Annotated in this window: 27 protein-coding genes; 9 read left to right on the top strand and 18 right to left on the bottom strand. The window is 61.9% G+C overall.

Going from position 1 to position 25,480, the window contains the following annotated elements; translation table 11 throughout:
- Positions 1-92 precede the first annotated feature (92 nt).
- Positions 93-1,718 carry a D-aminoacylase gene (locus P0M12_RS22175; RefSeq protein WP_007727452.1) on the bottom strand — a complete coding sequence of 542 codons (1,626 nt, stop codon included), beginning with the start codon at positions 1,716-1,718 and terminating at the stop codon, positions 93-95.
- Between the two features lie 153 nt (positions 1,719-1,871).
- Positions 1,872-2,861 carry a pyridoxal-phosphate dependent enzyme gene (locus P0M12_RS22170; RefSeq protein ID WP_277376824.1) on the bottom strand — a complete coding sequence of 330 codons (990 nt, stop codon included), beginning with the start codon at positions 2,859-2,861 and terminating at the stop codon, positions 1,872-1,874.
- Positions 2,862-2,942: 81 nt separating this feature from the next.
- Here P0M12_RS22170 and P0M12_RS22165 point away from each other — a divergent pair, with 81 nt between their 5' ends.
- Positions 2,943-3,866, top strand: a complete 924-nt coding sequence (locus P0M12_RS22165) for a LysR family transcriptional regulator (protein WP_277376823.1) — start codon at positions 2,943-2,945, stop codon at positions 3,864-3,866.
- A 2-nt stretch (positions 3,867-3,868) separates the two neighbouring features.
- Here the strand turns inward: P0M12_RS22165 and P0M12_RS22160 are convergent, their stop codons facing one another.
- On the bottom strand, positions 3,869-4,444 hold the full coding sequence (locus tag P0M12_RS22160) for a TetR/AcrR family transcriptional regulator (protein ID WP_042449699.1): 576 nt from the start codon (positions 4,442-4,444) through the stop codon (positions 3,869-3,871).
- A 76-nt stretch (positions 4,445-4,520) separates the two neighbouring features.
- On the opposite strand from P0M12_RS22160, the gene P0M12_RS22155 reads away from it, so the two are divergent.
- Complete coding sequence (locus tag P0M12_RS22155; RefSeq protein ID WP_003940783.1) at positions 4,521-5,135, top strand: NAD(P)H-dependent oxidoreductase; 615 nt, start codon at positions 4,521-4,523, stop codon at positions 5,133-5,135.
- 13 nt (positions 5,136-5,148) lie between these two features.
- Here the strand turns inward: P0M12_RS22155 and P0M12_RS22150 are convergent, their stop codons facing one another.
- A complete protein-coding gene (locus P0M12_RS22150) occupies positions 5,149-5,730 on the bottom strand; it encodes a GNAT family N-acetyltransferase (RefSeq protein WP_277376822.1) in 582 nt (193 codons plus the stop codon).
- Positions 5,731-5,806: 76 nt separating this feature from the next.
- Here P0M12_RS22150 and P0M12_RS22145 point away from each other — a divergent pair, with 76 nt between their 5' ends.
- The gene (locus P0M12_RS22145) at positions 5,807-6,790 is read left to right on the top strand and encodes a hypothetical protein (RefSeq protein ID WP_003940911.1); all 984 of its coding nucleotides are present in this window, start codon (positions 5,807-5,809) and stop codon (positions 6,788-6,790) included.
- Between the two features lie 54 nt (positions 6,791-6,844).
- On the opposite strand, the gene P0M12_RS22140 is transcribed toward P0M12_RS22145, so the two are convergent.
- Genes P0M12_RS22140 through P0M12_RS22125 form a run of 4 tightly spaced genes read right to left on the bottom strand, consistent with a single transcriptional unit; the run spans position 6,845 to position 9,448 of the window.
- A complete protein-coding gene (locus tag P0M12_RS22140; protein ID WP_277376821.1) occupies positions 6,845-7,735 on the bottom strand; it encodes a sucrase ferredoxin in 891 nt (296 codons plus the stop codon).
- A 58-nt stretch (positions 7,736-7,793) separates the two neighbouring features.
- Positions 7,794-8,366, bottom strand: a complete 573-nt coding sequence (locus P0M12_RS22135; protein WP_003940957.1) for a YdeI/OmpD-associated family protein — start codon at positions 8,364-8,366, stop codon at positions 7,794-7,796.
- 9 nt (positions 8,367-8,375) lie between these two features.
- Positions 8,376-8,879: a hypothetical protein gene (locus P0M12_RS22130; protein ID WP_210378274.1), complete on the bottom strand. Its 504-nt coding sequence runs from the start codon at positions 8,877-8,879 to the stop codon at positions 8,376-8,378.
- Positions 8,880-8,887: 8 nt separating this feature from the next.
- On the bottom strand, positions 8,888-9,448 hold the full coding sequence (locus P0M12_RS22125; protein WP_037129117.1) for a TetR-like C-terminal domain-containing protein: 561 nt from the start codon (positions 9,446-9,448) through the stop codon (positions 8,888-8,890).
- Between the two features lie 292 nt (positions 9,449-9,740).
- Here P0M12_RS22125 and P0M12_RS22120 point away from each other — a divergent pair, with 292 nt between their 5' ends.
- The gene (locus P0M12_RS22120) at positions 9,741-10,586 is read left to right on the top strand and encodes an alpha/beta hydrolase (protein ID WP_003940761.1); all 846 of its coding nucleotides are present in this window, start codon (positions 9,741-9,743) and stop codon (positions 10,584-10,586) included.
- Here P0M12_RS22120 and P0M12_RS22115 read toward each other — a convergent pair.
- A complete protein-coding gene (locus P0M12_RS22115) occupies positions 10,571-11,527 on the bottom strand; it encodes a GlxA family transcriptional regulator (protein WP_007727480.1) in 957 nt (318 codons plus the stop codon). The genes P0M12_RS22120 and P0M12_RS22115 overlap by 16 nt on opposite strands.
- A gap of 125 nt (positions 11,528-11,652) precedes the next feature.
- On the opposite strand from P0M12_RS22115, the gene P0M12_RS22110 reads away from it, so the two are divergent.
- Positions 11,653-12,291: an HD domain-containing protein gene (locus P0M12_RS22110; protein ID WP_277376820.1), complete on the top strand. Its 639-nt coding sequence runs from the start codon at positions 11,653-11,655 to the stop codon at positions 12,289-12,291.
- A gap of 9 nt (positions 12,292-12,300) precedes the next feature.
- On the opposite strand, the gene P0M12_RS22105 is transcribed toward P0M12_RS22110, so the two are convergent.
- The 7 genes from P0M12_RS22105 to P0M12_RS22075 all read right to left on the bottom strand — a co-directional run bounded on the left by P0M12_RS22105 (position 12,301) and on the right by P0M12_RS22075 (position 19,597).
- On the bottom strand, positions 12,301-13,257 hold the full coding sequence (locus P0M12_RS22105) for a R2-like ligand-binding oxidase (protein WP_003940790.1): 957 nt from the start codon (positions 13,255-13,257) through the stop codon (positions 12,301-12,303).
- 87 nt (positions 13,258-13,344) lie between these two features.
- Positions 13,345-14,982 carry a sulfatase-like hydrolase/transferase gene (locus tag P0M12_RS22100; RefSeq protein WP_277376819.1) on the bottom strand — a complete coding sequence of 546 codons (1,638 nt, stop codon included), beginning with the start codon at positions 14,980-14,982 and terminating at the stop codon, positions 13,345-13,347.
- A gap of 45 nt (positions 14,983-15,027) precedes the next feature.
- A complete protein-coding gene (locus tag P0M12_RS22095) occupies positions 15,028-15,366 on the bottom strand; it encodes a DUF6292 family protein (RefSeq protein WP_064443375.1) in 339 nt (112 codons plus the stop codon).
- Positions 15,367-15,433: 67 nt separating this feature from the next.
- Positions 15,434-16,189, bottom strand: a complete 756-nt coding sequence (locus P0M12_RS22090) for an alpha/beta hydrolase (protein WP_277376818.1) — start codon at positions 16,187-16,189, stop codon at positions 15,434-15,436.
- Positions 16,176-17,021, bottom strand: coding sequence for an alpha/beta hydrolase (locus P0M12_RS22085; RefSeq protein WP_054188134.1), 846 nt, complete (start codon positions 17,019-17,021; stop codon positions 16,176-16,178). Before P0M12_RS22085 ends, P0M12_RS22090 begins: the two co-directional genes overlap by 14 nt.
- 165 nt (positions 17,022-17,186) lie before the next feature.
- Entirely contained in the window at positions 17,187-18,740 is a 1,554-nt protein-coding gene (locus P0M12_RS22080) for a DNA polymerase Y family protein (protein ID WP_003940966.1), read from the bottom strand.
- Positions 18,737-19,597 (bottom strand): hypothetical protein, encoded by an 861-nt coding sequence (locus P0M12_RS22075; RefSeq protein ID WP_007727491.1) that lies wholly within the window; start codon positions 19,595-19,597, stop codon positions 18,737-18,739. Before P0M12_RS22075 ends, P0M12_RS22080 begins: the two co-directional genes overlap by 4 nt.
- Before the next feature lie 227 nt (positions 19,598-19,824).
- Between P0M12_RS22075 and P0M12_RS22070 the strand changes: the two genes are divergently transcribed.
- On the top strand, positions 19,825-21,024 hold the full coding sequence (locus P0M12_RS22070) for a serine/threonine-protein kinase (RefSeq protein WP_003940952.1): 1,200 nt from the start codon (positions 19,825-19,827) through the stop codon (positions 21,022-21,024).
- 9 nt (positions 21,025-21,033) lie between these two features.
- Here the strand turns inward: P0M12_RS22070 and P0M12_RS22065 are convergent, their stop codons facing one another.
- Together P0M12_RS22065 and P0M12_RS22060 are read right to left on the bottom strand one after the other, a co-directional pair.
- Positions 21,034-22,425 carry an FAD-binding oxidoreductase gene (locus P0M12_RS22065; RefSeq protein WP_277376817.1) on the bottom strand — a complete coding sequence of 464 codons (1,392 nt, stop codon included), beginning with the start codon at positions 22,423-22,425 and terminating at the stop codon, positions 21,034-21,036.
- Positions 22,422-23,258, bottom strand: coding sequence for a class I SAM-dependent methyltransferase (locus tag P0M12_RS22060; protein ID WP_047270192.1), 837 nt, complete (start codon positions 23,256-23,258; stop codon positions 22,422-22,424). Before P0M12_RS22060 ends, P0M12_RS22065 begins: the two co-directional genes overlap by 4 nt.
- 135 nt (positions 23,259-23,393) lie before the next feature.
- Here P0M12_RS22060 and P0M12_RS22055 point away from each other — a divergent pair, with 135 nt between their 5' ends.
- The 3 genes from P0M12_RS22055 to P0M12_RS22045 all read left to right on the top strand — a co-directional run bounded on the left by P0M12_RS22055 (position 23,394) and on the right by P0M12_RS22045 (position 25,410).
- Positions 23,394-24,071, top strand: a complete 678-nt coding sequence (locus P0M12_RS22055) for a helix-turn-helix domain-containing protein (RefSeq protein WP_003940889.1) — start codon at positions 23,394-23,396, stop codon at positions 24,069-24,071.
- A gap of 110 nt (positions 24,072-24,181) precedes the next feature.
- Positions 24,182-24,766 carry a M15 family metallopeptidase gene (locus P0M12_RS22050; protein ID WP_003940687.1) on the top strand — a complete coding sequence of 195 codons (585 nt, stop codon included), beginning with the start codon at positions 24,182-24,184 and terminating at the stop codon, positions 24,764-24,766.
- A gap of 2 nt (positions 24,767-24,768) precedes the next feature.
- A complete protein-coding gene (locus P0M12_RS22045; protein WP_003940956.1) occupies positions 24,769-25,410 on the top strand; it encodes a phosphatase PAP2 family protein in 642 nt (213 codons plus the stop codon).
- Positions 25,411-25,480: the final 70 nt, after the last annotated feature.

The following is a 25,480-nucleotide window of genomic DNA, read 5'->3' as shown; positions in this document are numbered from 1 at the left end:
GGCTCTCACGTGGTCCGGCGAAGTGGCCGCTGAAGGGTCGTTCCCGGCAGTGGCCGCTTCGCCGATCCGGAGCTGACCCCGGTGCCAGCTCGTCACCTCACTGCATCGAACCCGTTGCGCGAGCGCCGAAGTGCGCGCCCTGCAAGCATCCCCGTCGGCACCCCGTCCGACAGTGCCGGTTGCCCATTGACCACAACGTGCCGCATTCCGGTCGCATACACTCTTGGGTTGTCGTATGTCGCGAGATCCTCTACCTGCGAGGGGTCAAAGATCGCCAGATCGGCGTATCCCCCTGGCGCAATGTAGCCCCGCTTCGCCAAACCGAAGTTTTCAGCAGGAAGGCTGGTCATTCGGCGAACGCATTCCTCGACTGATTGCCCGCCAATGCCGCGGGTGTAGCGGCTCAGAATACGGGCGAAAGTTCCGAATGAACGGGGGTGGACGGGTTGCCCCGCGAAAAGGGTCTCCGTGCTTTGAGCATCGGCATCGGAACCAACCGAAACCCAGGGACGCTCGAAGGCAGTTCGCGTGTTGTCCTCCGACGCAATGAAATAGGCAGCCTCGGCTGTGGGGAGAGCGTCGAGAACAGCCAGTATGGTGTCTACCGGGTCGTGATGCCCCATCCTCCGAGCAATAGATCCCAGAGCTTCCCCCGCTCGGATCCCGAGTGCCGGTACCTCGGACAAGATCGTCACCCCATCGGCGCCTCCGGACGCAGCGTAGAGATTCTCCCAGTCCTCGTCCTCACGATGGATCCTCTCGCGGATCTGCTCTCGGACACCGGTCGAGTTCAGGTGCGTGCGCCCGGCCGTCGTGTCACGACACCGAAACTCCGGTGGCAACGCGGCACTGAGCAGCGTGTTCCCCGCCTCGTACGGATATACGTCCGCGGTGATTCGCACACCGTCCTCGCGAGCCGACTCAACCAATTGCAAGGCCTCGGACATTTTGTGCCAGTGCGACTTACCAGCAACCTTGAGGTGGTAGATCTCCCCGCGCGCTCCTGTCGTTCGAGCGATATCGACCAGTTCCTCGATGCTTTCGAGAAACCTCTGCCCTTCGCTTCGGAGATGGCAGATATGGACGGCATCGTGTCTGGCGAGCACCTGCGAAAATGCTCGCAACTCGCCGGAATCCGCATAGCTTCCGGGTGGATAGATCAGAGCCGAACCCACTCCGAGAGCTCCATTTTCAAGCTCCTCGTCGAGCAGGGCACACGCTTCGGCCAGCTCTTGTTCACTCAACAGGCGATTGTCCACACCCGCAACCACCATGCGCAGATTCGCCGCGCCGACGAAGCTCGCCACGTTGAAACCGACGCCGTTCGTCTCCAAGGATTCGAGAAAATCATGCAACCTCGGCCAATGTGATTGCACCCCAGTTGGAATCGCGCCCAATCCGAGCATCGCCGGAGTCATCGAACCCGTGACCGGTCCGAGAGACACGCCTTCACCGAAGACCTGGGTTGTGACCCCCTGATACAAGTCCGACAATCCTCGTGGGTCTTGCTGCAGCGTGAGGTAACTATGGCTGAGCACATTCACAAAACCGGGAGCCACCATGCAACCGCGAGCATCGATGTCGATCGCCCCCGGCACAGCACCGATCGTTCCGACTTCCACGATCGTGTCACCGGAGATCGCAACATCCGCTTTCCTGGGCGGGCTCCCTCTACCATCGAGCACAGTCCCGTCCCGAACGACGATTGTCGGCAGCATCACGTCTCCTCCACGGTGGCCTTGCTGTCGCGAGATGCGACCCTGTTCACTTTGCTGAATCGTGGAAGCGAAATCTTGTTCCAGACACACATACGCGATGCAAAATTGGTGCCGCCCTACCAAACTGGCCCATGGTTCCGATCATGCCATCGGTCAGCCGACGACCCTGCGGATCTCACTCTCGGAGGCATTGGCGCCCGTGCAGACAACAGCAACGCGCTTGCCAGCGAAGGTGTTCGGATGCGCATAGACCGCAGCAAGTGCGGCCGCACCGGCGCCTTCGCTCAAAGTGTGAGCGTCGTAGAGCAACGCCCGCTGCGCGAGGGTGATGTCGTCGTCCGTGACGAGCAGGAATCCCCCGAGGCGTTCACGCAAGACACGTTGAGTGAGTGCGAACCCGGCACCGGTCGCAAGCCCTTCGACACGGGTGGTGTTCGGGCGCTCGACACAGGTGCCGGAAGTCCACGAGTCGTGTGCCGCTCGCGCAGCCTCCGACTGCACCGCGAAGACCTCCAGGTGCGGTGCAAGCGCACTGGCGACGAGACACGCCGCCGCCGCACCGCTGCCGCCACCGACTGGGACCACCACCGCGTCCAGATCAGGTTGTTGTTCGAGGAGTTCGACGTAGGCCGTGGCAACACCGGCAAGGATTGCCGGCTCATTGGCGGCGCTCACGAGACGCAGGCCGTCACGTTCGCTGATGAAATCGGCGTGAGCACGTGCCTCGTCGAAGTTCACACCGTGCTCGATGAGCTCGGCTCCGAGCATGCGGACAGCGTCAGCCTTGACTGGATTCGCCCCAACCGGCATGACGATCACACACCGCACGCCCGCACCCGCTGCGGCATACGCCAAGGATTGAGCATGGTTTCCGGTCGAGTATCCGACAATCCCCCGCGCCCGCGTCGCCTCATCCAGTCCTGCCACCAGGTTCAGTCCGCCGCGAACCTTGAACGCACCCGTGGGGTGCACGTTCTCGTGTTTGACGAACAATTGGCTGCACGAGCCCGCACCCAACGTCGGGTGCGATATCAGGGGCGTGACCGGTAGATGCCGTCGGACGACCTGACTGGCACGCTCGATGTCTGCCCATACGGGTGGATGTAGCTGGTTTGATGCCGTGAGATCAGATGCCGGTGCCATGTGATTCACCCTGCCAAACACCGATTCATAGATCCAATACGTGTTTTCGTCCAAAGCATCGAAATCTTCTATGATTTTGGCATGCTCGATCTAATTCGGCTGAGGGTCCTGGTCGCTGTTGCACAGGAAGGATCGGTGACAGCCGCCGCCGATTCTCTCGGTTACGCGCAGCCCTCCATCAGTCACCACCTTCGACAGCTCGAATCGGAAGTCGGGGTTCCACTGTTCCAGCGAGCGGGTCGTGGACTGCGCCTCACGGACGCCGGCGCAGTGCTGGTTCGGCGAGCCACCGAGATCCTCGGCCACGTCGACGCAGCGGTAGCCGAAGTCCAGACGTACGCAGGACTGAGGGCCGGGCGGGTACGACTGGCCGCATTCCCGTCAGCCCTGGCGAGTTTGATTCCGCAGGCGATGGCAGCGTTCACGTCCCAGTACCCCGACGTGTCCATCAGCCTCGTTGATGCAGAACCACCCAAAGCACTTGCACTGCTTCGTAACAACGATGTCGACGTAGCTGTTGTCTTCGCGCACGAGGACACCCCTGAAGTCGGGCTCAAGCAGGTCGCGCAGACGACTTTGCTGGAAGATCCGTTGTACCTGATCACCTCTGCACGGAATGCAGATGCCACCAACGAGATCACGGACTACGCCGGTGAGACCTGGATTGCCGGTTGCCCGAGCTGCCGAGCCCACCTCCTCACCGCTTGCAATCGAGCTGGATTCATTCCGCGGATCGAGTTCGAGACCGACGACTACGTCGCCGTCCAAGCCCTGGTCGCCTCCGGAAGCGGGGTAAGCACCCTTCCGGCCCTCGCCCTCCAGGCACATCAGAACCCGAGTATCCGCGCACACCGCATTCCCGGCGAGCGACGCACTGTCTCCGTCGCAACCTACGGCAAACCTCCACTTGCTCCCGCGATCGACGAGTTCGTCAGAACTCTGACAGCGATATCCGAATCCATGCGTGAGCGCGTCGAATTGGATGGGCACCAAGATAACCGGTGACCTCAGGTCCGGCCGACCACCGCGACTATCAGTGCGGCAAGTTCGCTTCGAGCATCGTCGGGCGAGAGCGCTCCCGCTACCGCCGCATGCGAGAGTGCCTCTGCAGCACCGAATATTGCGGTCATCGAAGGTTGCGCAAGTCCTCCGCCCGCACCAAAGGGAGTCAGCACCTCCCGACATCGTTCGGAATAGGCGTGTTCCGATTCACGCTTGACCCGCTCCAGCTCGGGCGAACCCTCCAGCGCTGCAAGCACACCCGTCAGTTCACGCCCCTGCGCCAGCGAACATCCGACGTAGGAGTCGGCGATGGCATTCGCGCGTCCGTTCAGAGACTCATCCGCGGCATCGAGATACTCCTCGAGCATCACAGTCTGACGATCGTCGAATTCCTTGAAGAGCGCTGCCAACAACGCGGCGCGAGAGGCGAAATGGCTGTATACAACTGGCTTTGCAACGCCGGCACGTTCAGCCAACCGACCAAGGGTCAGCGCGTCCGCACCCTCCTCTCGCACCAATGCCCACGACACCTCCACGAGTTGTTCGTACCTGCCGGCTCGCGACAGTCTCGTACGTGCCATCGGACACCTCCTTGCGCTATATACCAATAGTAACCTACTCTTAGTACATAAGCGCACCATCTACCGAAGGACGCTCATGACCACACTCGTCGTAGTCTCCCACCCCGATCCCCAGTCACTTACCCAGCATGTCGCCCGTTCTACCGCCGACGCGATCCGCGACCTGGGCGGCGACGTCGACTTCGCGGACCTACATGCCGAGAATTTCGATCCCCGATTTGCCGAAGCCGATGTGAACCTGTTCCGCGGCAAAGGGACTCCCCCGGCCGACGTTGTAGCCGAGCAGGACCGAATCGATCGTGCAGACGATCTGATTCTCGTGTTTCCGATGTACTGGTGGTCGATGCCCGCACTACTCAAAGGTTGGATCGATCGAGTCTTCGTCAGCGGATGGGCGTACGAATTCACCCCGGGAAGCGAATTCGTGAAGAAACTGGACCGACTCACCGTCCACCTGATTCCAGTCGCAGGTGACGACGCCGAGAGTTTCGACCGACACGGCGTGTACGAGGCCTTCCGGACACAGATCGAACGCGGAATCATCGAATATTGCGGTGCCACACTGGGATCGACAACCTTCGTTCACGAGTCGGACACGAAGAGCCGAGACGTCCTCGCCGCAGAAATCCACGACCTCAGCGAAAGCATCGCGTCCCGTGTCGCCTACCCTGCGACCGCGACTTCCCGTTGACGGTCAAAAACGGTCAACTGGCGCTTGACCGGCCCGTGGCCGCCCAGTAGCGAAGCGTGTCTCCCGAATGGCCGAGGTTGCGGGACAACTGATCAGCTGGGCGCACGCTCTCGAGTAAACCCCCGCACGCTTCGATTGCCCTACGCGAAACCGGGTTCCTTTCGTCGCAGGTAATCAGGACGCGACTGAGCCCCACCGGGTCGCCGACATACGCGAGCACTTCCCGCAGAGCAGCCGACGCTATCCCTTTCCGCCGTTCCGACGGCCGAATCCCGTAGCCGATATGACCACCAAGATCAGCCAAGAACTCATTCAAGCTGTGTCGCAACTGGATAGCACCGAGATACCTGCCGTCTCGCACGATCCACCAGTTGGTTGCCGGGACAATGTCGGGCCCCGGCAACGCCTCGGGCTGCGCCAACAACTCCTGAACCCACTGCCCGAATCCATCGCGTGATGCAAGGTCCAGATCCAGACGTTGCGCAACTCCCAACGCCGAACCGGGCTGATCCGCCTGCGGTCCACCCCACTCGTCACGCGACTCCAACCAGGACACCCACAAGGCCTCGTCAGGCGCAACCAAATCGACTGTCATAGCAGCGATGCTACGTCGCAGCCGCAATGGTCGAGACTTCGCCTCAATCCATCGCAAAAGCACATAGTGTCGATGTATGAGTGGACGATTCACAGCTGGGGTCTTTATCGTCGTCGTCAGTGTCGTCGCCGTTGCGTTGGTTTGGACCGGCGTTCGAGACTATGAATCTTTCACTCCACCGGTCGCGACGGCGGTCGATCGGGCAGACTGCCTCGCCCCTGATATCACCGCCGCGCTCGTAGCCCCCGAGGCACGCGACAGCAGCATCGCACTTCGCCCCGAGGGAAGTGGTTACCCGCCTCCTGATTTCAGCCCCGTTGCCGTTGTTCGATGCGAACGCGGAGAAACGTCCGACGGTGGGTTGACCATCGACTCCATACGCCTCGAGGGGGACATCCACGCGGTGGACGATGCATTCCGCGAACAGTCTCGTCGATTTCCTGCCAACGTCCGGGCCGACTGCGCGTACCGTCTCGTCCCGCCAGCCGGTTTGTGGCTGGTAGACGAAGCAGGAGCAGCCATACGCCCTACCTGGCCGACCGCGCCCTGCGGACTGCAAGAGAAACCACACGCAGCCCTGAGCCAACTACATGAGATCAGCCGCGCGCAGCATCCGGTCGACGGCATCTCCTCCGATGACGCCGGAACCTGCGCGGAGTCGATCGGACAACCGTTCGCGACGACCACTGAAGCTGACATGAGTCGCATGGCAGAACACGAAGACACTCACGCGCGCCCACTGACGGAAACAGCTTTGGCTACACCGATTTCCGACGTCGGCAGACTACTGGTGTGCCGCTATTCCACCGAACCGCCGCTGCCCGAGTCCCGAATCCGCTTGTCACGCCAGCAGAGTACTGATCTGATGGAGGTTGCATCCACCGCGCCACCTGCAGGCCCATGCGATCTCGTCGCCCATCACATCGCTTCGATCGACGTACTTCGTCCCGACGGATCGGGCGGCACGCGGATGGCAGTCGAACTCGACGGATGCCAACGCGTAAACCTCCTCGGACAACGTCAATTACCGCCCGCAGTCATTGCGCTCCTGTTGCAGTAGCGATGACCCACACCCGAGTTCATCGAGACTGATCGTAGAAAACCGACGATGAAATCACAGGTCTCGAATCGACGTGACGACAACCGGCCTGACCGGCTTGGGCGCCGCGCCGCAACTCGGTGGACGCGGCGCGAGTTCGGAGACTGCAGTCTCCACGGCCCATTGCCGGCCGTCCACATGTGCGACGACGCATGTCCCGTCACTCGCCTGCTCGATGACAGCCAAGTCGTCGATTCCGCAGGTTATTTGCTGTCGCACAGCAATTTCCGAAGCCTGCCCCGCAGGAGACCAACAACTCCGTCCACGCAGGCCTGGCAAATGGACCTGATCTCGGGAAGCCACCTCCACGGCCGTGACACTCTCACTTGCCGACAGACGGCCGTACGTATTGCCGCTCGGCAACAGGATCATCGACGGCGCGAATCGGTGCCCGCCGGTATGCGAACACTCCCACACCTGGGGTCCGAAGGACGACATCAGCGCTGCGGCGATCGGCCTGCCGAATACAGCGCAGCACTGGTCGCGCTTGCCGTGTGCGCAAACCAATACGACTGGCTCGGTCACTTGCTCGCCCAGTCCTGGTGGCGGCCCATCCAACAAGAAGAAATCGACGTCGAGTAATTCCATCGGCGAATCGATGTGCAACCTTTCACACCATGAGTCGCTCGGATCGGAGCGCGCAAGCAGGACGGTGTGTCCATCAGTCATCGGATCGGTACGCCCGGGTCGCCGAACGAACATGATTCGCACGTTCGCTGCATCGGCTCGGCGGCTCAGCTCGGCGGCAAGGTCCTCCCCCAAGGCCGTACCGTCCAACACGTCACGACCCCACGCGACATTGAATTCGAGGCATACCCAGCCCCGCACGACGGCAGCGCTGCCTGCCAGCGGCTCATCGACAGCAGACAGTGCGGAACAGGTTTCGGCTTCGATCACGAGGCCCATTGTGTCAGCCTCGCTGGGTGTCGATTCGCAAGTACCTGTGGCCCAGTGACACGGCAGCTCAATAGAACTTCTTGCCCTCCGCAAGCTGGTTCACGAACTTCTCGATCCGCCTGGCTCGCGTCTCCGGACGCTTTGCCTCCTGCAGTCGGTACGCGATGGTGAATCGGTTGGTGGAATTGAGCGTCGCGTAGAACTCACGAGCCTTCGGGTTTTCCGCGAGCGCATCGAGAAAGTCTTTCGGGACCTCGGCCTTGGCTGATCCCTCGTACGCGCGATCCCATCGACCGTCGGCCTTGGCCTTCTCGATCTCGGCGATGCCGGAAGGCTCGAGAAGTCCCGCAGCGTCGAGGCGGGCGACTATCTCGACGTTGCGTTTGGACCACGGACTCCGCGCGGTGCGTCGCGAAAACTTCTGTACGAAGAAATCGTCGTCGATTCGCCGTGCGAGGCTGTCGATCCAGCCGAAGCACAGGGCAACGTCCAACGCTTGGTCGTAGTCGATCGAACTGTGCGACGAGGTCTTCTTGGCCATTTTCAGCCAAAGGCCGGGGACCACCTCGTGGTTCTCGGACAGCCATCGACGGAACTCTGCTCCGTCAGCGAAGTATTCGGTATCGAGTTCGACTGCCATCAGTGCTCCTCATTTTCGCGATACCCATACTCTGACAAAACCCTGCGACAAATATCCGAGAGTTCCGAGTGCGAGCACCCATTTGGCAATACTGACGGTCGAAGCGGCGCGAACCCTCGAGTTGGTGATCCTGTCGCGATGATCGAGGAAATGGAGTCCGACCACGTTCTCGACGTAGTCGCCGGCCGCCGACAGTACCGGCACTACGGCAAGGGCGCGCCGAGTTGCCGGGGAAAGGAGAACCCGCTCCCCGAGCCTCGTGCCCGCTGACCGCAAAGCCATCGCGTAGATCGCGGGATGTACGAAGTCGGGGTAGTAGTGACTACGAAATCGTGCCGTGGCCTCGTCGTCCATGGAGTCCAAGATCTCGACGTACCGGCGAGCGGAGAACGCCGTCTGCACTTCCAATACTTTGGGAGCCACCGGCCCGAGTAGGCGAGCAATATTCGCTTGTGAGACAACAAAAGCAGTCGTCCACAATGCCATCGCCTTCGCAGATCCAGTTGGTGCCATGTCGTCGATCATTTCACTCTTGAATCGACGCCGACGACAAGTGCAACCAGTTTGTCGATATCGATACGAGGCTCTGTGCTCTGGGAAATCGCGGCCAGACGGATCGGCGAAGCTATTGCCGCGAGAACAGTGTCTGGATCAGTACTGTCCGGGACCTCGCCGCGCTCGATTCCGCGGTTGATCATGACTGCTGCCGCATCGAATCGGGTCCGCCAGAACTGTGCGCGCGCAGCCAGGACTTCCGCGTCATCAGTAGGCATCACACCCGTGCGGGCCAGTGCCAATCCGGTGTCTGTCGCGAGCCAATCTTGCAGACGTCGAGCAAAAGTTCGAAGATCACCGACGAGTGTTCCGGTGTCGGGTATCGACAAACCTGCATCGGTGAACTCTCGGAGTGCATCGACGACCAGCAAGTCGACCGTCGCCCATCGACGGTAGATCGACGTTGGATGAACGTCGGCTTCGACCGCTATCGCGGCGATCGTCACCGACTGCGGTCCCAGTTCAGCGACCTTCCGCACAGTCGCTTCGATCACGGCCGTTCGGACCGCTCGACCCCTTTGCTTCATAGCCTCATTGTGCCAATCGCGACACCCAGACATATCGCAACTACTACTTGCGATATGTTCGATACTCGAACAGTTTTCTTCACCAGTGAGGTGGCAATTGACATGGTTGTGTTCTTCGAAGTGCTTTTTGTTCTCGCGTCGGTCGCGATGGCATGGTTTGCCATGTACGTCATTTACCGCCTGATCACGGACGACCGACAATGACGTCTGCCTTGGATCGGATCGCCGGTGAATGAGGTTGTAAAAAGCGGGCATCCCGTATCGATCATCGGTCCGATAGCGGGGAGCGCGCATGTCGCCCAAGTCCAACCCGACTGTTCTGTTCATCCACGGACTTTGGATGCACCCGACCACGTGGGACCCCTGGGCGCAGGTTTTCAGCGCGCAGGGGTACTCCACAATGGCGCCGGGATGGCCAGGGGACGCGTCGACCGTGGGTGAGACGCGTGAACACCCGGAAGACATCGCGGGACACGGCATCGAGGACGTGACGGATCACTACGCCAAGGTGATAGCCGATCTCGACGAGCCACCGATCGTGGTGGGGCATTCGTTCGGAGGTTTGATCGCGCAGAAACTGCTGGGCCAGAAGTTGGCGACCGCGGCAATTGCCATCGACCCGGCTCAGCCCAAAGGGGTGTTGAAACTTCCCCTCGTTCAACTGGGCAGTGTTTTCCCGGTCCTGTCCAACCCCGGGAACTACCGGAAGGCGTACTCACACAACAGAGAGTCGTTCCACAAGTCCTTCGCCAGTGCCGTGTCCAAGGACGAGTCCGACGCATTGTTCGAGCAGTATGCGATTCCCGCCCCTGGTCGGCCGTTGTTCGAGGCAGCACTCGCCAACTTCGCGCCCCACAGCCCCGCTGCAGTAGATTTCAACGCCCGCCGCGGGCCACTCCTGATGATCGGCGGCGGCAAGGATCGCACAGTCCCGAAGGCCAGTTCGGACAGCTCGTTCAAGAAGTACGCCAAGGCCCCGACGATCAACGAATACAAGGTCTTCGGCGATCGAGGTCACTCGCTGACCATCGACCACGGCTGGCGTGAGATCGCGGACTACAGCCTTGCCTGGCTCGACAAGCAGGGCATGAGCCCGCCGCAAGGCAAGCACGAAAGTCAGTCTCAGCCGAAAGCTTGAAAACGACGGCGGTACACCTGCGGCGAGATTCCGAGATGCGTCGAAAATGCTCGTCGTAGGGATTCCGAACTGCCGAATCCCGCCAATTGCGCGGCTTCGGTCACCGAGTGGCCGGCATCGAGGAGCGCTTTCGCGGAGTCGAAACGGATCAACTCGACGTATTTGGCCGGCGTCGTACCGAGTTCTTCCCGAAAGAGCCTCGTCAGATGCCGTGGGCTCAGGTGCGCCAGGGCAGCCAGTTCGTCGACCGAGTACTCCCCCGCCGGATCGGCGGCCACCGCCTCGACCACTGCGCGAAGCGCGGGCACCCGGGGCCGCGGCCCGCTCAACGACGGCGAGAACTGTGACTGCCCACCTGGACGTTGGAGAAATACCACCAGAAGCTGTGCGACACGTCGGGCCATTTCTGCACCATGATCTCGCTCGAGCAATGCGAGCGCGAGGTCGATCCCGGCGGTCACACCCGCAGACGAGAACACCGTGCCGTCCTGGATGAAAATGGCGTCGGGAACTACCGTGATCTGCGGATAGGCGCGCGCCAGCGTTGCCGTGTGTTGCCAATGCGTCGTTGCGCGGCGTCCATCGAGCAGTCCACTCGCCGCCAGGATGAATGTCCCGGTACAGATCGAGGCAACCCGACCCGAACGTCTCGCCAGATCGCTCGCTGCCTCACGCAATTCCGGACTCACCGGCATCGACGGGAACACGTCGCCACCCATGACCAGCAACGTGTCGAAGGAACCGGAATCTGCGACGTCACAGTCGACCGGAATGCGCATGCCGGTCGACGAGTCGACATCGTGTCCACCCACCGAGCAGATCACCAACTCGTAGTTCGCTCCGCCGCGATTGGCCTCTGCGAACACCTCGCTCGGACCTGCGACGTCGAGCAGTTTGACGCCGTCGAACACCAGGACGGCAACTCGATGCACTGCGGTCACGATCGCTCCCCTTCGTCCTGATCTGTGGACAGTATGGCCGAGATCAGGGTGCGCCCGCGTGCGTGCTCGACCGACACTGGGACAGACCGAGAAATTCGCAGCAGCGACGAGCAGAGCAGGTACCGATGAACACGATCATTGCCGGTGTGAAAATCCCCGATTCGAAGATGGCTGCCGACGCCACCGAACTCGTCCGAGATACGGCGTCCGAGTTACTGTTTCACCACTCGCGACGCGTCTTCCTCTTCGGATCGCTGCAAGGCGCGCGTTTGGGACTGCACGCCGACCCCGAATTGCTCTACGTCGGCGCCATGTTTCACGACCTGGGGCTTACCGAGAAATTCCGGGACAGTAAGGCGCGATTCGAATTGGACAGCGCGGACGAAGCGCGGCGATTCCTCACCGGCTACGAAGTCGACGAAACCGACATCCGCAAAGTGTGGGAAGGCATCGCTCTACATACGACGCCCGAGGTCCCCTCGCGGCTGGAGCCCGAAATCGCCTTGGTGACAGCGGGTGTGGAGACCGATGTACTCGGAATCGGATACAGCGAACTCGACCAGGCCGACATCGACGCCGTCACCGCGGCTCACCCCCGTCCGGATTTCAAGAATCAGATCTTGAAGGCCTTCACCGACGGCTTCAAGCACCGTCCCGAAAGCACGTTCGGGACGGTGAACGCTGACGTACTCGAACATTTCGTGCCGGGATTTCGGCACATCGATTTTGTCGAGGTCATCCAGAACTCGGCTTGGCCCCAATAGAATTCGCAGTCATTTGGCCGCCTCACTCATCGCAGCGGCATCTTCTGCCCCGAACTTTTCCTCGAGGGTCTCCGGCGAATAGTCGAGGTCGATCTCGGCGACGTCGCGCCCGCGTGCAGACTCGATCGCCGAAAGTCTGCGCTGCGCACGGTCTGCGGCATACTCGAGGAACTCCTGATTGTCCAAACCGAACGGCTGCACCTCGAATTGATCGTTGACCCAGTTGATCATTCCGAGGGCCATGGGCATGAGTTCACCCATCCGCTGCTGAACGACGTCCCAGTTGTGATCGTCGGCGGCGACGTGCCTTCGGCAGGTGAACGTTCCCCAAGCCATGTGCCGTCGTTCGTCGTCACCGATCTTTCGCACCAATTGCTGCATGCCAGGGAGGATTCCGCGCGTCGCACAAACTTTCTGCCAGGCGTAGTAACCCGTCAACGCCAGACTGCCCTCGATGACGTGGTTGTACGTGACGCTGGCACGCACCTGGTTGACCGGGCTGGGGTCTGTCTCGAGAATGCGTAGCGACGACGGCAGCTCCTCGTAGAACAGTTGCCGGTAGTACGGATTGTCAGCGACGTAGGAATGCAGGTCACTGGTCAATCCCACTTCGTCCATCCACAGCCGAAACACCTGGGTGTGCTTGGCTTCCTCGAAACAGAACTGCGTCAAGTACATCTCGTCGCCGAATCGTCCCTCGGTCGACATTGCTTTCATGAACGGTTGAATGTCTTCGGTGACGGCTTCTTCACCGGCGATGAACTGCGCACACAGGAAGGTGGCGCTGCGCTGTTGTTCGCTGGTCAGCTCCTGCCAGTCACGGGCATCCTGCGAAAAATCGAGGTCGGTTGGGTTCCAGAATTTGGCGTTTCCCTTGGTGAACAATCGGAGTGGGAACGAATCCCAGTTCAACCCTCCCGACCGAAGAGAACTGAAACCTTCTCGCCCCGGCGAGGTGACAGTCATGACATTCCTTCTTCCCGAACCGAAGACAGATGCCCCACCAGCATGCCCGCAGAACTGAAACGTGAATCAGTTTTGACGAAATTCGATCTATTCCTTCAGGGAAACACCCTTGGTCTCCATCACTGCGAAGAGCTTGGCGTTCATCTGAGCTGCCAGATCCGGCCGATACGAACCGATGTTGAGCGGATTGGCGAGATTGTTCAGTTCCAAGGGGTCGGCTTGTAAGTCGTACAGTTCGTATTGCGGCGCAGCAACTCCCGCAGGATCGAAGTACATCGTGTACTTCCAGCGGCTCTCGCGTATGCACCGAATGTGGTTGGGCTGCGTGACGATGTTCTGACCGTCGGGCGTCGCACAGTTCTGATCGTCGTAGGTGAACAGAATCGTGTCCTGAACCTGCGCGCTGGGACTTTGCGGATAAGCGGCGGCGTCGACGATGACCGGTGTCAGATCGGTACCCAAGAAGTTCCACGATTGACGCGCAGGCGCTTGGGCGAGCGTGGCGAGAGTGGGCATTACGTCGATCAACGACGCCAGGGCGTCGGTGCGAACGGGTTCGGGAAACAGCAAGGGGTTGCTGATGACCAGTGGAACGCGCAGCGTTTCCTCGTAGGCGTTGAACACTTTCTGCCGCAAACCTCCGTGGCTCATCCCCATCTCCCCGTGATCGGACATCCGAACGATCACCGTGTCGTCCAGCATCTGTGGAGTGGCTTCGATCGCGTCGAGCACGCTGCCGATGTGTTCGTCGACCACTTTGTGCATATAGGCGTAGAAGTTGATGTAGTTGCGCGCCTGATCGGGTCCGAGCAGCGGCCCGAGACCGGCTGCCAACAGCAGTTCCGACTGAACCTGGGCTGTCGGTTTGTGATTGAGCGCCAGGATCTCGTCGAAGGTGGGCGGCAAGTCGATACCCTGCTCGAAGGCGCCCGGCGCGTCCGATCCGTAGTTGTCGCACGTGCCGTTCATCGCGTTCCACGTCTGGGGGTACGCGAGGACATCGTGCGGGTTCACGAACGAGACGATCAGCGCCCAAGGCTGTCCGGATGCGACTGCGGGTCCGGAGAGAAACTCGACAGCTTCCTCGGCGACACGGCGATCATGGTCTGCGCACCCGCCACCGAAGTGGTCCGGATTGGTGTCCTGGCCCGCGTCCGGCGGAATCCACCCCTCGAAGCCGAATCCTGCCACGTCCTCGCTTGTCGGATCACCACCCTCGACGCCTTTGCTCAGATGCCATTTCCCCCGGTACTGGACGTTGTAGCCGGCCGACGCCAGCAGCTTTGCCATGTTCTGTTCGGAGACCTGCAACTGTGGCTCGGTGGGTGAGACAGTGCCACCTTCGGTGAGCGTTCTGGTGACCCCGTGCTGCGCGGGGTAGAGGCCGGTGAAGAACGTACTGCGACTGGGCGAGCACATCGCGGTGTTGCACACTGCCTGGTCGAAACTCAGCCCGTGATCGGCAATCCTCTTGCGGTTGGGCAGATTCTGTTCAGCCCAGCCTTGGGGCCAGTACATCGGCCGGCGTTCCTGATCGGTGACGATGACAACGATGTTGGGTTTCTGCGGAAACCGATCGGCGGGTGCTGCTTGTACCGACGCCGCGCTCACCGCGCCGGTTGCGACGTCTGACACTCCGGCGAGGACAAGAGCACCGACGCCACCGAGGAACGTCCGGCGCGGCAATGAATGACAATGCGAGGCTGGAACGTTCTCTGGGTTCACGTGCGTCGTCCTCTCGGAGGCGTTGTCGCCCCAGAGTTGACCGAATCACTCTTCGCTACACATGCTCGAGCAAACCGCCTGACTGATCAGCTCGATTACCCGATCCGCACAGCGCAGCGGATCCGGTGTCCGGCCGATGCCGAGAGTGTCGACTATCGAAATCGTCCTTCGCACATCAGCCTCCTCGACGCCCCACGACCAACCGAAGTCGTGATTCCAGAGCAGAACTGCGTTCTTCCCCGGATGGTTTCGGGCATGAACGGGGAGAACGATCACCGCATCCGTGCTCGGACCCTGCGGCCATCGAACTGTCTCACCGTGAACGGATCGTGCTACCGCGTCGACGTATTCGTGTGCGGACCAGTCGTTGCCGTTGGTATGCATGGAAGTACATTCGGTGCCACACACGTTTCGGATGGGTTCGTGGCATCACCGATCGAGTATTGCGCTTTCAGGAAATGAACGGCAACACAACGGATTCGAATTGGCGATGACCGTCGCGGTGGACACTGTGGCCGGTACGGAAAGAGACCAATTCGCAGCGTGCGACGGTGGCTGCAACAGCGTCGAGGCGAACAGGATCCACCATCCCGCCCAGACCTCCACGCAGGAACAACACGTCAGCCTCGATGAGCGGCAACCGATCCCACCACTGCGGATCCGGTCGGCGGAACTGCTCGAGCGCGGACCGCGTCATCGAGCGATCGAACGTCAACGCGGCTCGCGGATGCCGCACCAAACTTGTTGTGGCATGCCACAGTTCTGGGACACTCGGCAATTTCCTCGCGAACACCTGTTCCGGGTCACCCGCACGTAGTGGTAACGGCGCTTCCTCGATGACCAACTTCCGCACCGCAGTGGGACGTTTCTGCGCGATCAACGACGCCGCGTGCCCGCCGAGCGAGTGGCCGACCAGGTCCACCTGCTCGAGTTCGAGATGATCACACACGTCCATGACGTCGTCCGCGAACTCCTCGAACAGATACGACGACGCACGAGCGCTCCGGCTGTGGCCGCGAAGGTCGACCGAGACAACTCGCCGGTTGCGTGATCGCAAGGTCCGCGCGAACTTGTCCCAGGTACCGCTGTCGCCGCCCATCCCGTGCACGAGGACTACCGGAGGCAGATCGGCCACACTGGGATGCGAGCCGGAATCGCGGTAGCTGATCTGGACCCCGCCGGCACTTCGTACGTTAGCGACACTCACGAGTTCCCAGGATAGACCCGTCCTCGCGGATTGCTGACGCGGTCAGCCGAGGCTGCAACTCCCCTGGTCGCGTGACCTCGTCGTAGCGACCGAGTCCGATCCTCGCGATGTTTCGCAGCGACTCGCTTGCATCGGCGAAGTAGCCGCAATGCCCTCGAACGGCTCCGGTACCGAAAACAATGGCTCCGTGCTGCGCCCGAACTGGAGACGGGCCGTGGCCGATGCGGCCGATCTTGACGCGTGGGAAATAGCGGATCCAGTCCGACGGACCAAGCGCAGCCCAGAGATTTCCGGCAAAGCACAGGTCTTCGCGCGAACTGGTCCCCATCCCCGGACTACCCAGCACCACGCAATCGTCCACTCGCGCCGACGGGAGAGCGAGTCCGCACACCACGGCCCCGTAGCTGTGTCCGACGAGCGTCACATGCGCCGATCGCGGCAAGATACGAGTCAACCGCGCCAGATCTATCGCACCAAGTTCTGCAAGTGTCCGGGAGAACGACTCGAGAAATCCCCACGGCGTCCGATAACCGACCCACACGATCACCGCGACGCGGTCGTTCGGCCCGAGCGTTCGGAGCATCCTTCCCAGTGTCCATCCGCTCGCGCGTGGTCCTGTCGGACGGTTCTCGTCGAAGTAGTTTCCCAGTCCGTTGTCGTTGCCCGGCACGAAGATCATGATGTGCTCGGCTGTGGCGACATCGCCGAACACCTCCACGATCCGGCCTTCGCCGGTCTCGTCGTACGCCAGAAGTTGTGCGTCGCGTAGCTCCATCGGCTCGTAGTGAAGTCGATCGGTTCCGGAAACGTCAGCTCGACCCGCCGTTTTCATGACACTCCTCGCGAAGAGTTGCAACGACGAGAATCATTGCAACAGTGAGTTTTTGAATGTCATCAACGCTAGGCGCCCGATGGCGTCAGTGCGATGGCGCCAGCGCCCCTACTGTTCGTACAGTCGACTCGACCATGTCCGGTACAGCTGGCTGTACCTACGAGCTCATTCGTACACGCCCTCCACCGACCATCCACCGCCTTCACAGATCATCAGCAACGCCCGCGATTCCTCCAACAGCACCTGAGCCCGCGCGGCCGTGCGCGCCGAGGCTGCGTCCCACCATCGCTCGTCCACCGGCCAGGGCCCGGCCCATCCCTGCACTGCCCATTCCTTGCTCCCCCACTTCAGCCTTCCCGGCTGCGAGCTGAAGACACCGCGCTCAGTGACGTACACGGCGTTGCCGGCCACATCCTCCAGCCATACCTTGGGATTGTCGACGAAGATCGACCCCGGAGACGGCTGCGGCAGACGACCAGGCCACGGGGCTGTCGGATCATGAGCAGCTACCCGCTCATCACCCAAGGGCAACAGGGTAATTCGCTCCGAGGGCCCTCGACCACCGCTCAGGACACCGACCTGAACCGATTCGCCGCCCAGAAGACCTTGCACGCGCACCAATGCTCGCCTGGCCCGCTCCTCCTCGTCGCCGACACCGCCCCACAGCCCCAACTGCAAAGCGCCGGCACTGACCACCTCCACCGGTTCCAGACGCAACACCGCTATGCCTGCGGTCGGCCGGGTCTCACTGCGCCCGGTGAGCCAGCCGTCCAGTTGCCATCGCACTCGATCGGCCGTTCCCTCCGGTGTCAGAGGTTCGGCGCAACGCCAAGTCCGAGAAAGATTTTCACCGTTGCCCGTGCTGGCCGAAATCGACAGGCGGGTGCACGCCACTGCGGCAGCCGACAATTTGTCGTGCAGGAGACTCGCCAAGGCGCGCCCGGCAAACGCTGCGGCATCCACCCGCTCGATCGACGGATCGTAATGCTGCTCCACTTCCAGATCCGGCGGAAGCGTCCGCGCCGACGGTGGCCGCTCGGGTTCACCGCGCGCCGCACGATGCGCGAGCACCGCATCGGCCCCGAAACGCGAAGCGACGTCCACTGCCGGTAAATCCGCGAAAGCACCGATGGTTCTGATCCCGAGCCTGCGCAGCAGATCCACCAACTCCCCGCGATGCGGCGCAGACAGACTGGGCTCGGCCGCCAACTCCGGCATGGGTAGCGGCGCCAGAAACCGTGCCCCCTCCCCCGGCGGCACCAGCGCTGCCCGGCGCGCGGCAATGACCGCTGTGGACAGTTGATCCGCCACACCCACCTGACTCTCGACGCCCGCAGCAGATGCCTGATCCACCAATCGTTCCGCCGCGGCTTCCTCCGAACCGAAGTACCGACTGACACCTCGCGCACTGAGCACCAACAAACCAGGACGAAGTACCTCGACGCCCGGTGCCACCGCATCGATGGCCGCGGCGACCGGCTCGAACAATCTGGCGTCGCGTTCCGGATCTGCCATCGCCACATACAGTTCCGGGCAGCGGGCCTGCGACTCGCGTCGGCGCAGGCCTCGTCGCACTCCCTCCGCGCGGGCCGTCGCCGAACATGCGATCACCCGATTACCCGAGGTGACTGCGACAGGATGCGTGGCAGGAAGATCGGCAAGCGCTGCCGCTGCCACCGCCGGCCAGTCCGGGCACCACAACGCCAGAACTCTGCTCACAGTGACACCACCCGCGACGACACCACCTGCTCCGACACGGCCTCGACCGGCCGGGAAGGTACCCACTCGACCCGCCCGGCTGCACTGCAGATGTCCAGACGCGTGGTCCGGGGCTGGAACGAGCGCCCCCGAGCACGAACCGCGAGGCTCAGGGAACTGAGCCGACCACGCCCCAACTCACGGCCCTGACCGAACCCACCGTAACCATGAACCCGAGCGTCCAACCGAACTTCGGCCCCGTCCCAGTGACCTTCGGTGACAACAAGAGTCGAGCCCTTGCTCCGGGCGCGCGCCACCACCGCTCGCGCACGCGACGGGGATACCGACGCACCCGCCAATCCCAGAATCACCAGATCCATACCGTCGAGCAGCACAGCAGCGATCTCGACCGGATCCGGCCCAGGCGCCGGAATGAGCGCCAGACGTTCCAGTTGCGCACCCATCTCGTACGCCGCCAGCAATCCCAGTCGAGGTTGCCCGATGACTGCCACATGCCCCCCGGACGCCGTCACCGACGCGACCAATCCCAAGAGCAAGGAAGCAGCGCCCTCGACGGACACCACGGTTCCGCGCACCAAACCGCCCTGCGGTAGCAATGCCCCGATACCTTCCGGCACTGGGAGAACACCAGCCTTGTGCGCGCGGTCCACGACCGGCATTTCCCGGTCGGCAACACTCTCGAAGGCTGCTGCACTTGTCCCGGAAACACCAGCCACGGAAACACTCGGTCCCGAAAACGACGTATCGCCGCGAGAGGGAATGGACGCGATCTGTCGGCGGAGCTGTGCCAGCCGATCCTGACGGGACAACCCCGCCGCATCTGCCGACAGCTCCACCAACTCGGTCACCTCGGTCATCCCCATCCTCCGGAACACCGGAAAAACTCACTCGGCAGCAATCCATAACCAGCCGGCAAACCGCGGGGAAGTCGGGTCTGACATGCATCCAACGAACAGCAATTTCGAACATATTTTCGAACTGTTTTTAGTAAACCGTGTCACCCCCGACACGTCAAGCAGAGCAAAAAACCCAGTTCACAGGAGCCTCGAGCGTCACAGTGGTATCAATCCATTAACCTTGAGATGTGACAGCTCAGGAGCAGACCGGGAGGGGCATCGGGCCCGAATACCTGCTGGCGGGGCGGTACCGACTCCGCTCCAAGATCGGCGACGGAGGCATGGGCGCCGTCTGGCTGGCCCGCGACACCCTCCTCAGCCGTGACGTCGCGGTGAAACAGGTCACAAGCACGGAAGGCCTCGACACCGAAACGGCCGAAGAGGTCCGTGAACGTACATTGCGCGAAGGCAGGAACGCCGCAAAGCTCACCCACCCCCACTCCATCGCCATGTACGACGTCGCGATCGAGTCCGGTGAACCGTGGTTGGTCATGGAGTACTTCCCCGCCCGCAGCCTCGCCCAGGCGATGAACCTGGCCGACACGTTGCCACCGCTGGAGGTCGCGCAGATCGGCGCGCAGATCGCTGCGGCACTCACCGAGGCGCACGCCGCCGGCATCGTCCACCGCGACATCAAGCCCGGCAACATCCTGATCGCCGACCGAGGCAAGTCTCTCGGCACCGTCAAGATCAGTGACTTCGGCATCGCCCGCGCAAAGAGCGACGTATCCGACACCCAGGACGAGGTCATCACCGGCACTCCTGCGTACTTTGCACCCGAAGTTGCCCGCGGCGACGATCCCACCGAGGCCAGTGACGTCTTCTCACTCGGGTCGACGCTCTACACGGTGATCGAGGGTCAACCGCCCTTCGGCATCGACTCGGACGCCATCGCTCTACTGCATCGTGTCGCCAAGGCCGAGATCTACCGACCCACCAAGTCCGGACCGCTCACCGACGTTCTCCTTCAGCTCCTCGAGCCGGACCCCACCCGTCGGCCGACGATGGCTCAGGCACGCGACGCGCTCGCTGCAGCCGCGACGGGCGGTGGCACGATCGAGCAGTTGATCGACGCTCCCGTCTACTCGTCCGAAGGCGCCGTGCCGGCGTGGGCTCACCGCACCACACAACTCGCCGACCCACACCGCCGCAATCGCCTGACCGGCTCCACGATCACCGGACTGCCTGCAGTGCAACAGAACACGCCACTGCGGAACGTTCCCAGCCCCATGGACATGTTCTCCTGGCCGCCGCGGATACCGACCGGCCCCGCCGATGCCAGCACCCGCGACAAGGTAGTGGCTTGGGCTCCCCTCGCCATGACAGGCATGGTTGCCGTCATCATCTTGGCCGCACTGATCGTCGTCATCCTGGTGTTCACGGCCTGACCGGACGCTCTACGCGGGCAGAATGTTTGCGTTGAGGTGCAACACGTTGTCCGGGTCGTACTTCGCCTTGACGGCGGACAATCGCGCGTACTTCGCCGCACCGTAGGACGCTCGCACTCGGTCCTCGTCGACATCGGTCATGAAGTTGACGTACCCGCCTTGATTGGACGAGAACGGACGCAAGGCTTCCCAGGTCTCACGCACCCACGATCGATCCAATTCCAGTGTCCCGGCATCGGTGGCCGTAGCCGTCATGTTGCACACGTAATGTGGTGTGCGAGAACCACCGAACGCAGTGTCGTCCTCGCCGACGGAGGTGAAAGCTCCCTGCAGCGGAAAGATCGGCATGAAGGACATCGGCGACGATTTCTTGCCCGCTTGCTCGGTCAGAACATCGATCACGGCGTCGGAGAAATCCACCAGGTCCAAGGCCTTCTCATAGGCGTATGCACCCCATGGTTCCGATTCGTCGAGCATCGACTGTAAACCGATGTACGGGAGCGGGGTGACGAACTCGAACAGCGTCGGCACGCCCTCTCGAATCGGCGCAATCGCGTTCGAGTGTTCCTCTTCCGATCCGAAACCGGCTACCAGCAACGCGTATCCGGGCAGCAGGTGAAACTGATCCGGAACAAACGGTGCCGGAGGCGCGGACAAACCGACGGCAACCATCGCTCCGGCATTTCTCGGCAGGGCAGGCACCACTTCGCGGCACAGACGAAGCGCTGCGGGTCCGTCCTCCATCCCCCAGAAGAACAGTCCCAGATGCACTTCCGGACCGATCTCGCTCAGACGGTACTCGAACTCGGTGACCACTCCGAAGTTTCCGCCGCCGCCGCGCAGCGCCCAGAACAAGTCGCTGTGATCGTTCTCGGAGGCCCGCACGATCGAACCGTCGGCGAGCACCACCTCTGCCGACACCAGATTGTCGATCGCCAGGCCGAGCGTGCGCGTCAACCACCCCATGCCGCCGCCGAGGGTCAGGCCACCGACGCCGGTATCACTGATCACTCCACCGGTCACTGCCAATCCGTGTTCCTGCGTCGCGGCGTCGAGGTCGGCAATCGTCGCACCACCACCGACCCTGGCTCGCTTCGCGGACGGGGCGACACTGACTACGTTGATCGCACTGAGATCGATCATCACACCGCCTTCACACACCGAGGTACCTCGGTAGGAATGCCCACCACCTCTGACCGAAACCTCCAACGAATGGGCTCTGGCAAATGCAAGTGCCACAGATACATCCGACGCCGACCGGCACCTGGCGATCACCGCCGGACGATGATCGATCTGCCCGTTCCAGATCGACCTGGCGTCGTCGTACTCCGGATCTCGGGGGCTGAACACAGAACCCGTGATCGCCGATTTCAGTGGCGCGAACTCGACCGTCGTCATCATGCACCGCCCTCGTCGGGTGTCGCGGTGAGAAGCAGGTATTCCCACTCCATCACGAACGGCTCGCTTCCGCTGCCGTACTTCTTTGCCAACTCGAGCAGATCGCGATCGAGCGCCTGTGTGCGGTCAGGATCGCCGGCGATGTTCCGGTACACCGCGATGGTCGGGCCGTAATTCTTCTTGAAGAAATCGCGGAAATCTTCCGGCCCGCTGAATGTGTCCACACGAAGTACGTCTTTCCTTGCGGCAACATCGCCGAGCAGATCACGAACATGGTTCTCGTCGCCCCACAAAGGCGCCGGCTGCGAACCAGGAGGCGGGGGCGGTGCATACGGCTTCATCGTTTTGAACATCTCGCCGATGAACCCCGTCGGAGTCCAACTCAGCACTCCGATCTTTCCGCCGGGTCGGCATACTCGCAAAAGTTCGTCCGCGGCGCGCCGATGATGCGGGGCAAACATCACACCGACGCACGAGAGCACTACGTCGAACTCGTTGTCGCCGAACGGAAGAGCCTCGGCGTCGGCCTCCTGCCAATCGAGTTCGACACCCGCGAGTGCCGCGGCCTCCCGTCCTGCCACGAACAGTTCGGGAGCCAGGTCGGTGGCGATCACCTGCGCACCCAGCGCAGCCGCCGGAATGGCGGCGTTGCCGGACCCCGCCGCGACGTCGAGCACCCGATCTCCTTTCTGCACGCCGCATTCACGCACCAATACAGGTCCGAGTTCCGCGATGACCTGCGTCGCCACCGCCGGATAGTTACCGAGCCCCCACATTGCCCGGTGCTTGGCCTTCAGCTCCCGGTCCAACCCGAGAGTCCCCGTTGATTCACTCATTACCGTTCTCCTTCAATAATTTTCGTACTCGGAGCCCGACAGCGTTCATGCCGTTACTCCGACGCTACGACGACGGTTCACTCCTCTCCAGTACGAAATCTGTACCGGAGCACCCCGGAGGCCTACGATCGAGAGATGGGGTCCTCGTACCACCAGTTCTGCCCCGTCGCCAAGGCGATGGAGCTACTCGACGAGCGGTGGACACTGCTTCTCCTCCGCGAACTGATCATGGGAAGCGAACATTTCAACGATCTCCGCCGCGGGCTCCCGCGAATGTCACCGACTCTGCTCTCGACCCGGCTTCACCAACTCGCGGTCGCCGGCATCGTGGAGCGAGAAGAAACCGACTGTGTCGTCAGCTATCGTCTGACCGACGCCGGCCGTGAACTGCGCCCTGTGGTCGAAGCTCTCGGCATCTGGGGTACCAGGTGGATCGGTGAACTGGGCGACGAAGATCTGGATCCGAAACTGCTGCTGTGGGACATGCATCGCCGCGTGGATCATTCCGTGGTGCCTGAAGGCAAGACCGTGGTGCACTTCGCATTCTCCGGAGTACGTGGACATTCGCGGAACTGGTGGCTCGTCATCAATTCCGGGGAGGTGGACATGTGCGATATCGATCCGGGTTTCGACGTTGCAGTGTCGGTCTCTGCGGGCTTGCGACAGATGACCGAGATCTGGCGAGGTAACCTGACCTGGTCGGACGCCATACGGTCCGGTGACGTCACCATCTCTGGGCCTACTGCGTTGCGTCGTAGCTTGCCTTCGTGGTTCGAGCTGTCGACTTTCGCGTCGATCCCGCGCCCCGCGTAGCGCGCGCTCACCAGCCCCGTTCCGTCCTGTTACAGAGCTGTTGCAGACCGTGACACCGTCGACGAACGGTGACCACCTGCCGGTGACACTGACCGAGAAGTCTCTGTTGTATGCCCAGCCACCGCGGAATCATCCGCTTCGTCGCACTCGGTGCAGTCGTGCTCGGTGCGGTCGCGCTCAGCTCCTGCTCGTACACAGAAGAAGCACAACCGAAGAGCGGTAACTACCTTGCCACTCAGCCTGATTCAGGACCCTCAGGCGGCGAGATCGAGGACGGCATCAGCTTGCAGGACACTCATGTGCCCGCGCTTGCCCGTCTCGATTCCGCACTGCTCGCGGCGCTCCAGTCGGCAGCGGCCGACGCACAGGCATCCGGCGTGGACATGCACGTCACGTCGGGTTGGCGGTCCGCGGCATACCAACAGCGACTGTTCGACGAAGCCGTCGTCAAGTACGGCAGCGTGGACGAAGCGTCCAAGTGGGTGCACTCGCCGAGCCTGTCCAAGCATGTCAGTGGACAGGCCGTCGACATCGGACCGACCGACGCCGACGACTGGCTCATTCAGCACGGCAGCGATTACGGCCTCTGCCAGACCTACGCCAACGAGATGTGGCATTTCGAATTGGCAACCACTCCTGGCGGGGAATGCCCGCCACAACTGAGCAACCCCTCGGACGAGAGAGCGGAAGGCTGATCATGACACGAGTCAAACCAGCGAGACTGATTGCCGCACTGGCAGTCTTGATCCTCGGAGTCGTCGAATTCGAATTGGCGGTCAACACCACCGGTGGTCAGATCGTCGACCAACAACTCATGGTGGGCGCGGCCACCTCCGAACGCCTCAGCGTGTTCTCCGCCGAGTTCATCGGCCTCGTCACCCCGATACTGATAGTGGGAGGAGTGCTCGTGGCGCTCATGATCACATTGCGCAACAACCCGATTGCGCTAGCCTTACGCGTCGTCGTCGTGACCCTCGGCCCCATCACGACAGCCTGGGTTCTCAAACAATCGCTGAATCGACCGGACCTGAACGGTCTGGTGATGCACAATTCCTTCCCCAGCGGCACTTTGACGGCCATAGCTGCTCTGGTCTGCGCGATCGTGATCGTCACGCCCTCGAGGTGGCGGGCGGTCGTTGCGGTCAACGGTGCGCTGATCACCATCGGAACCGCGATCTCGGTAGTCGTGCTGCAATGGCACCGCCCGAGCGACGTGATCGGTGCACTACTGCTCGTCGGCTGCTACACCCTCGCTGTGTCGGCATTTCCGTTGAACACCAGCGTCGCCCGGCATGCGGTGCTGGCAGACTCAGGCAACGAGCGACTCTCGCGAGTGTGACCCCTGTACCCTTGGCTGACCGAGATTTCTCCGACCGCAGAAGGCCCCTGATCATGGCGAGTCCAAGGTG

The organism is Rhodococcus sp. RCBS9 (genome assembly GCF_029457415.1).
GTDB lineage: Bacteria > Actinomycetota > Actinomycetes > Mycobacteriales > Mycobacteriaceae > Rhodococcus_F > Rhodococcus_F qingshengii.
Note: the sequence above shows the minus strand (reverse complement) of the source record. Positions and strands in the feature narration are given on the sequence as shown.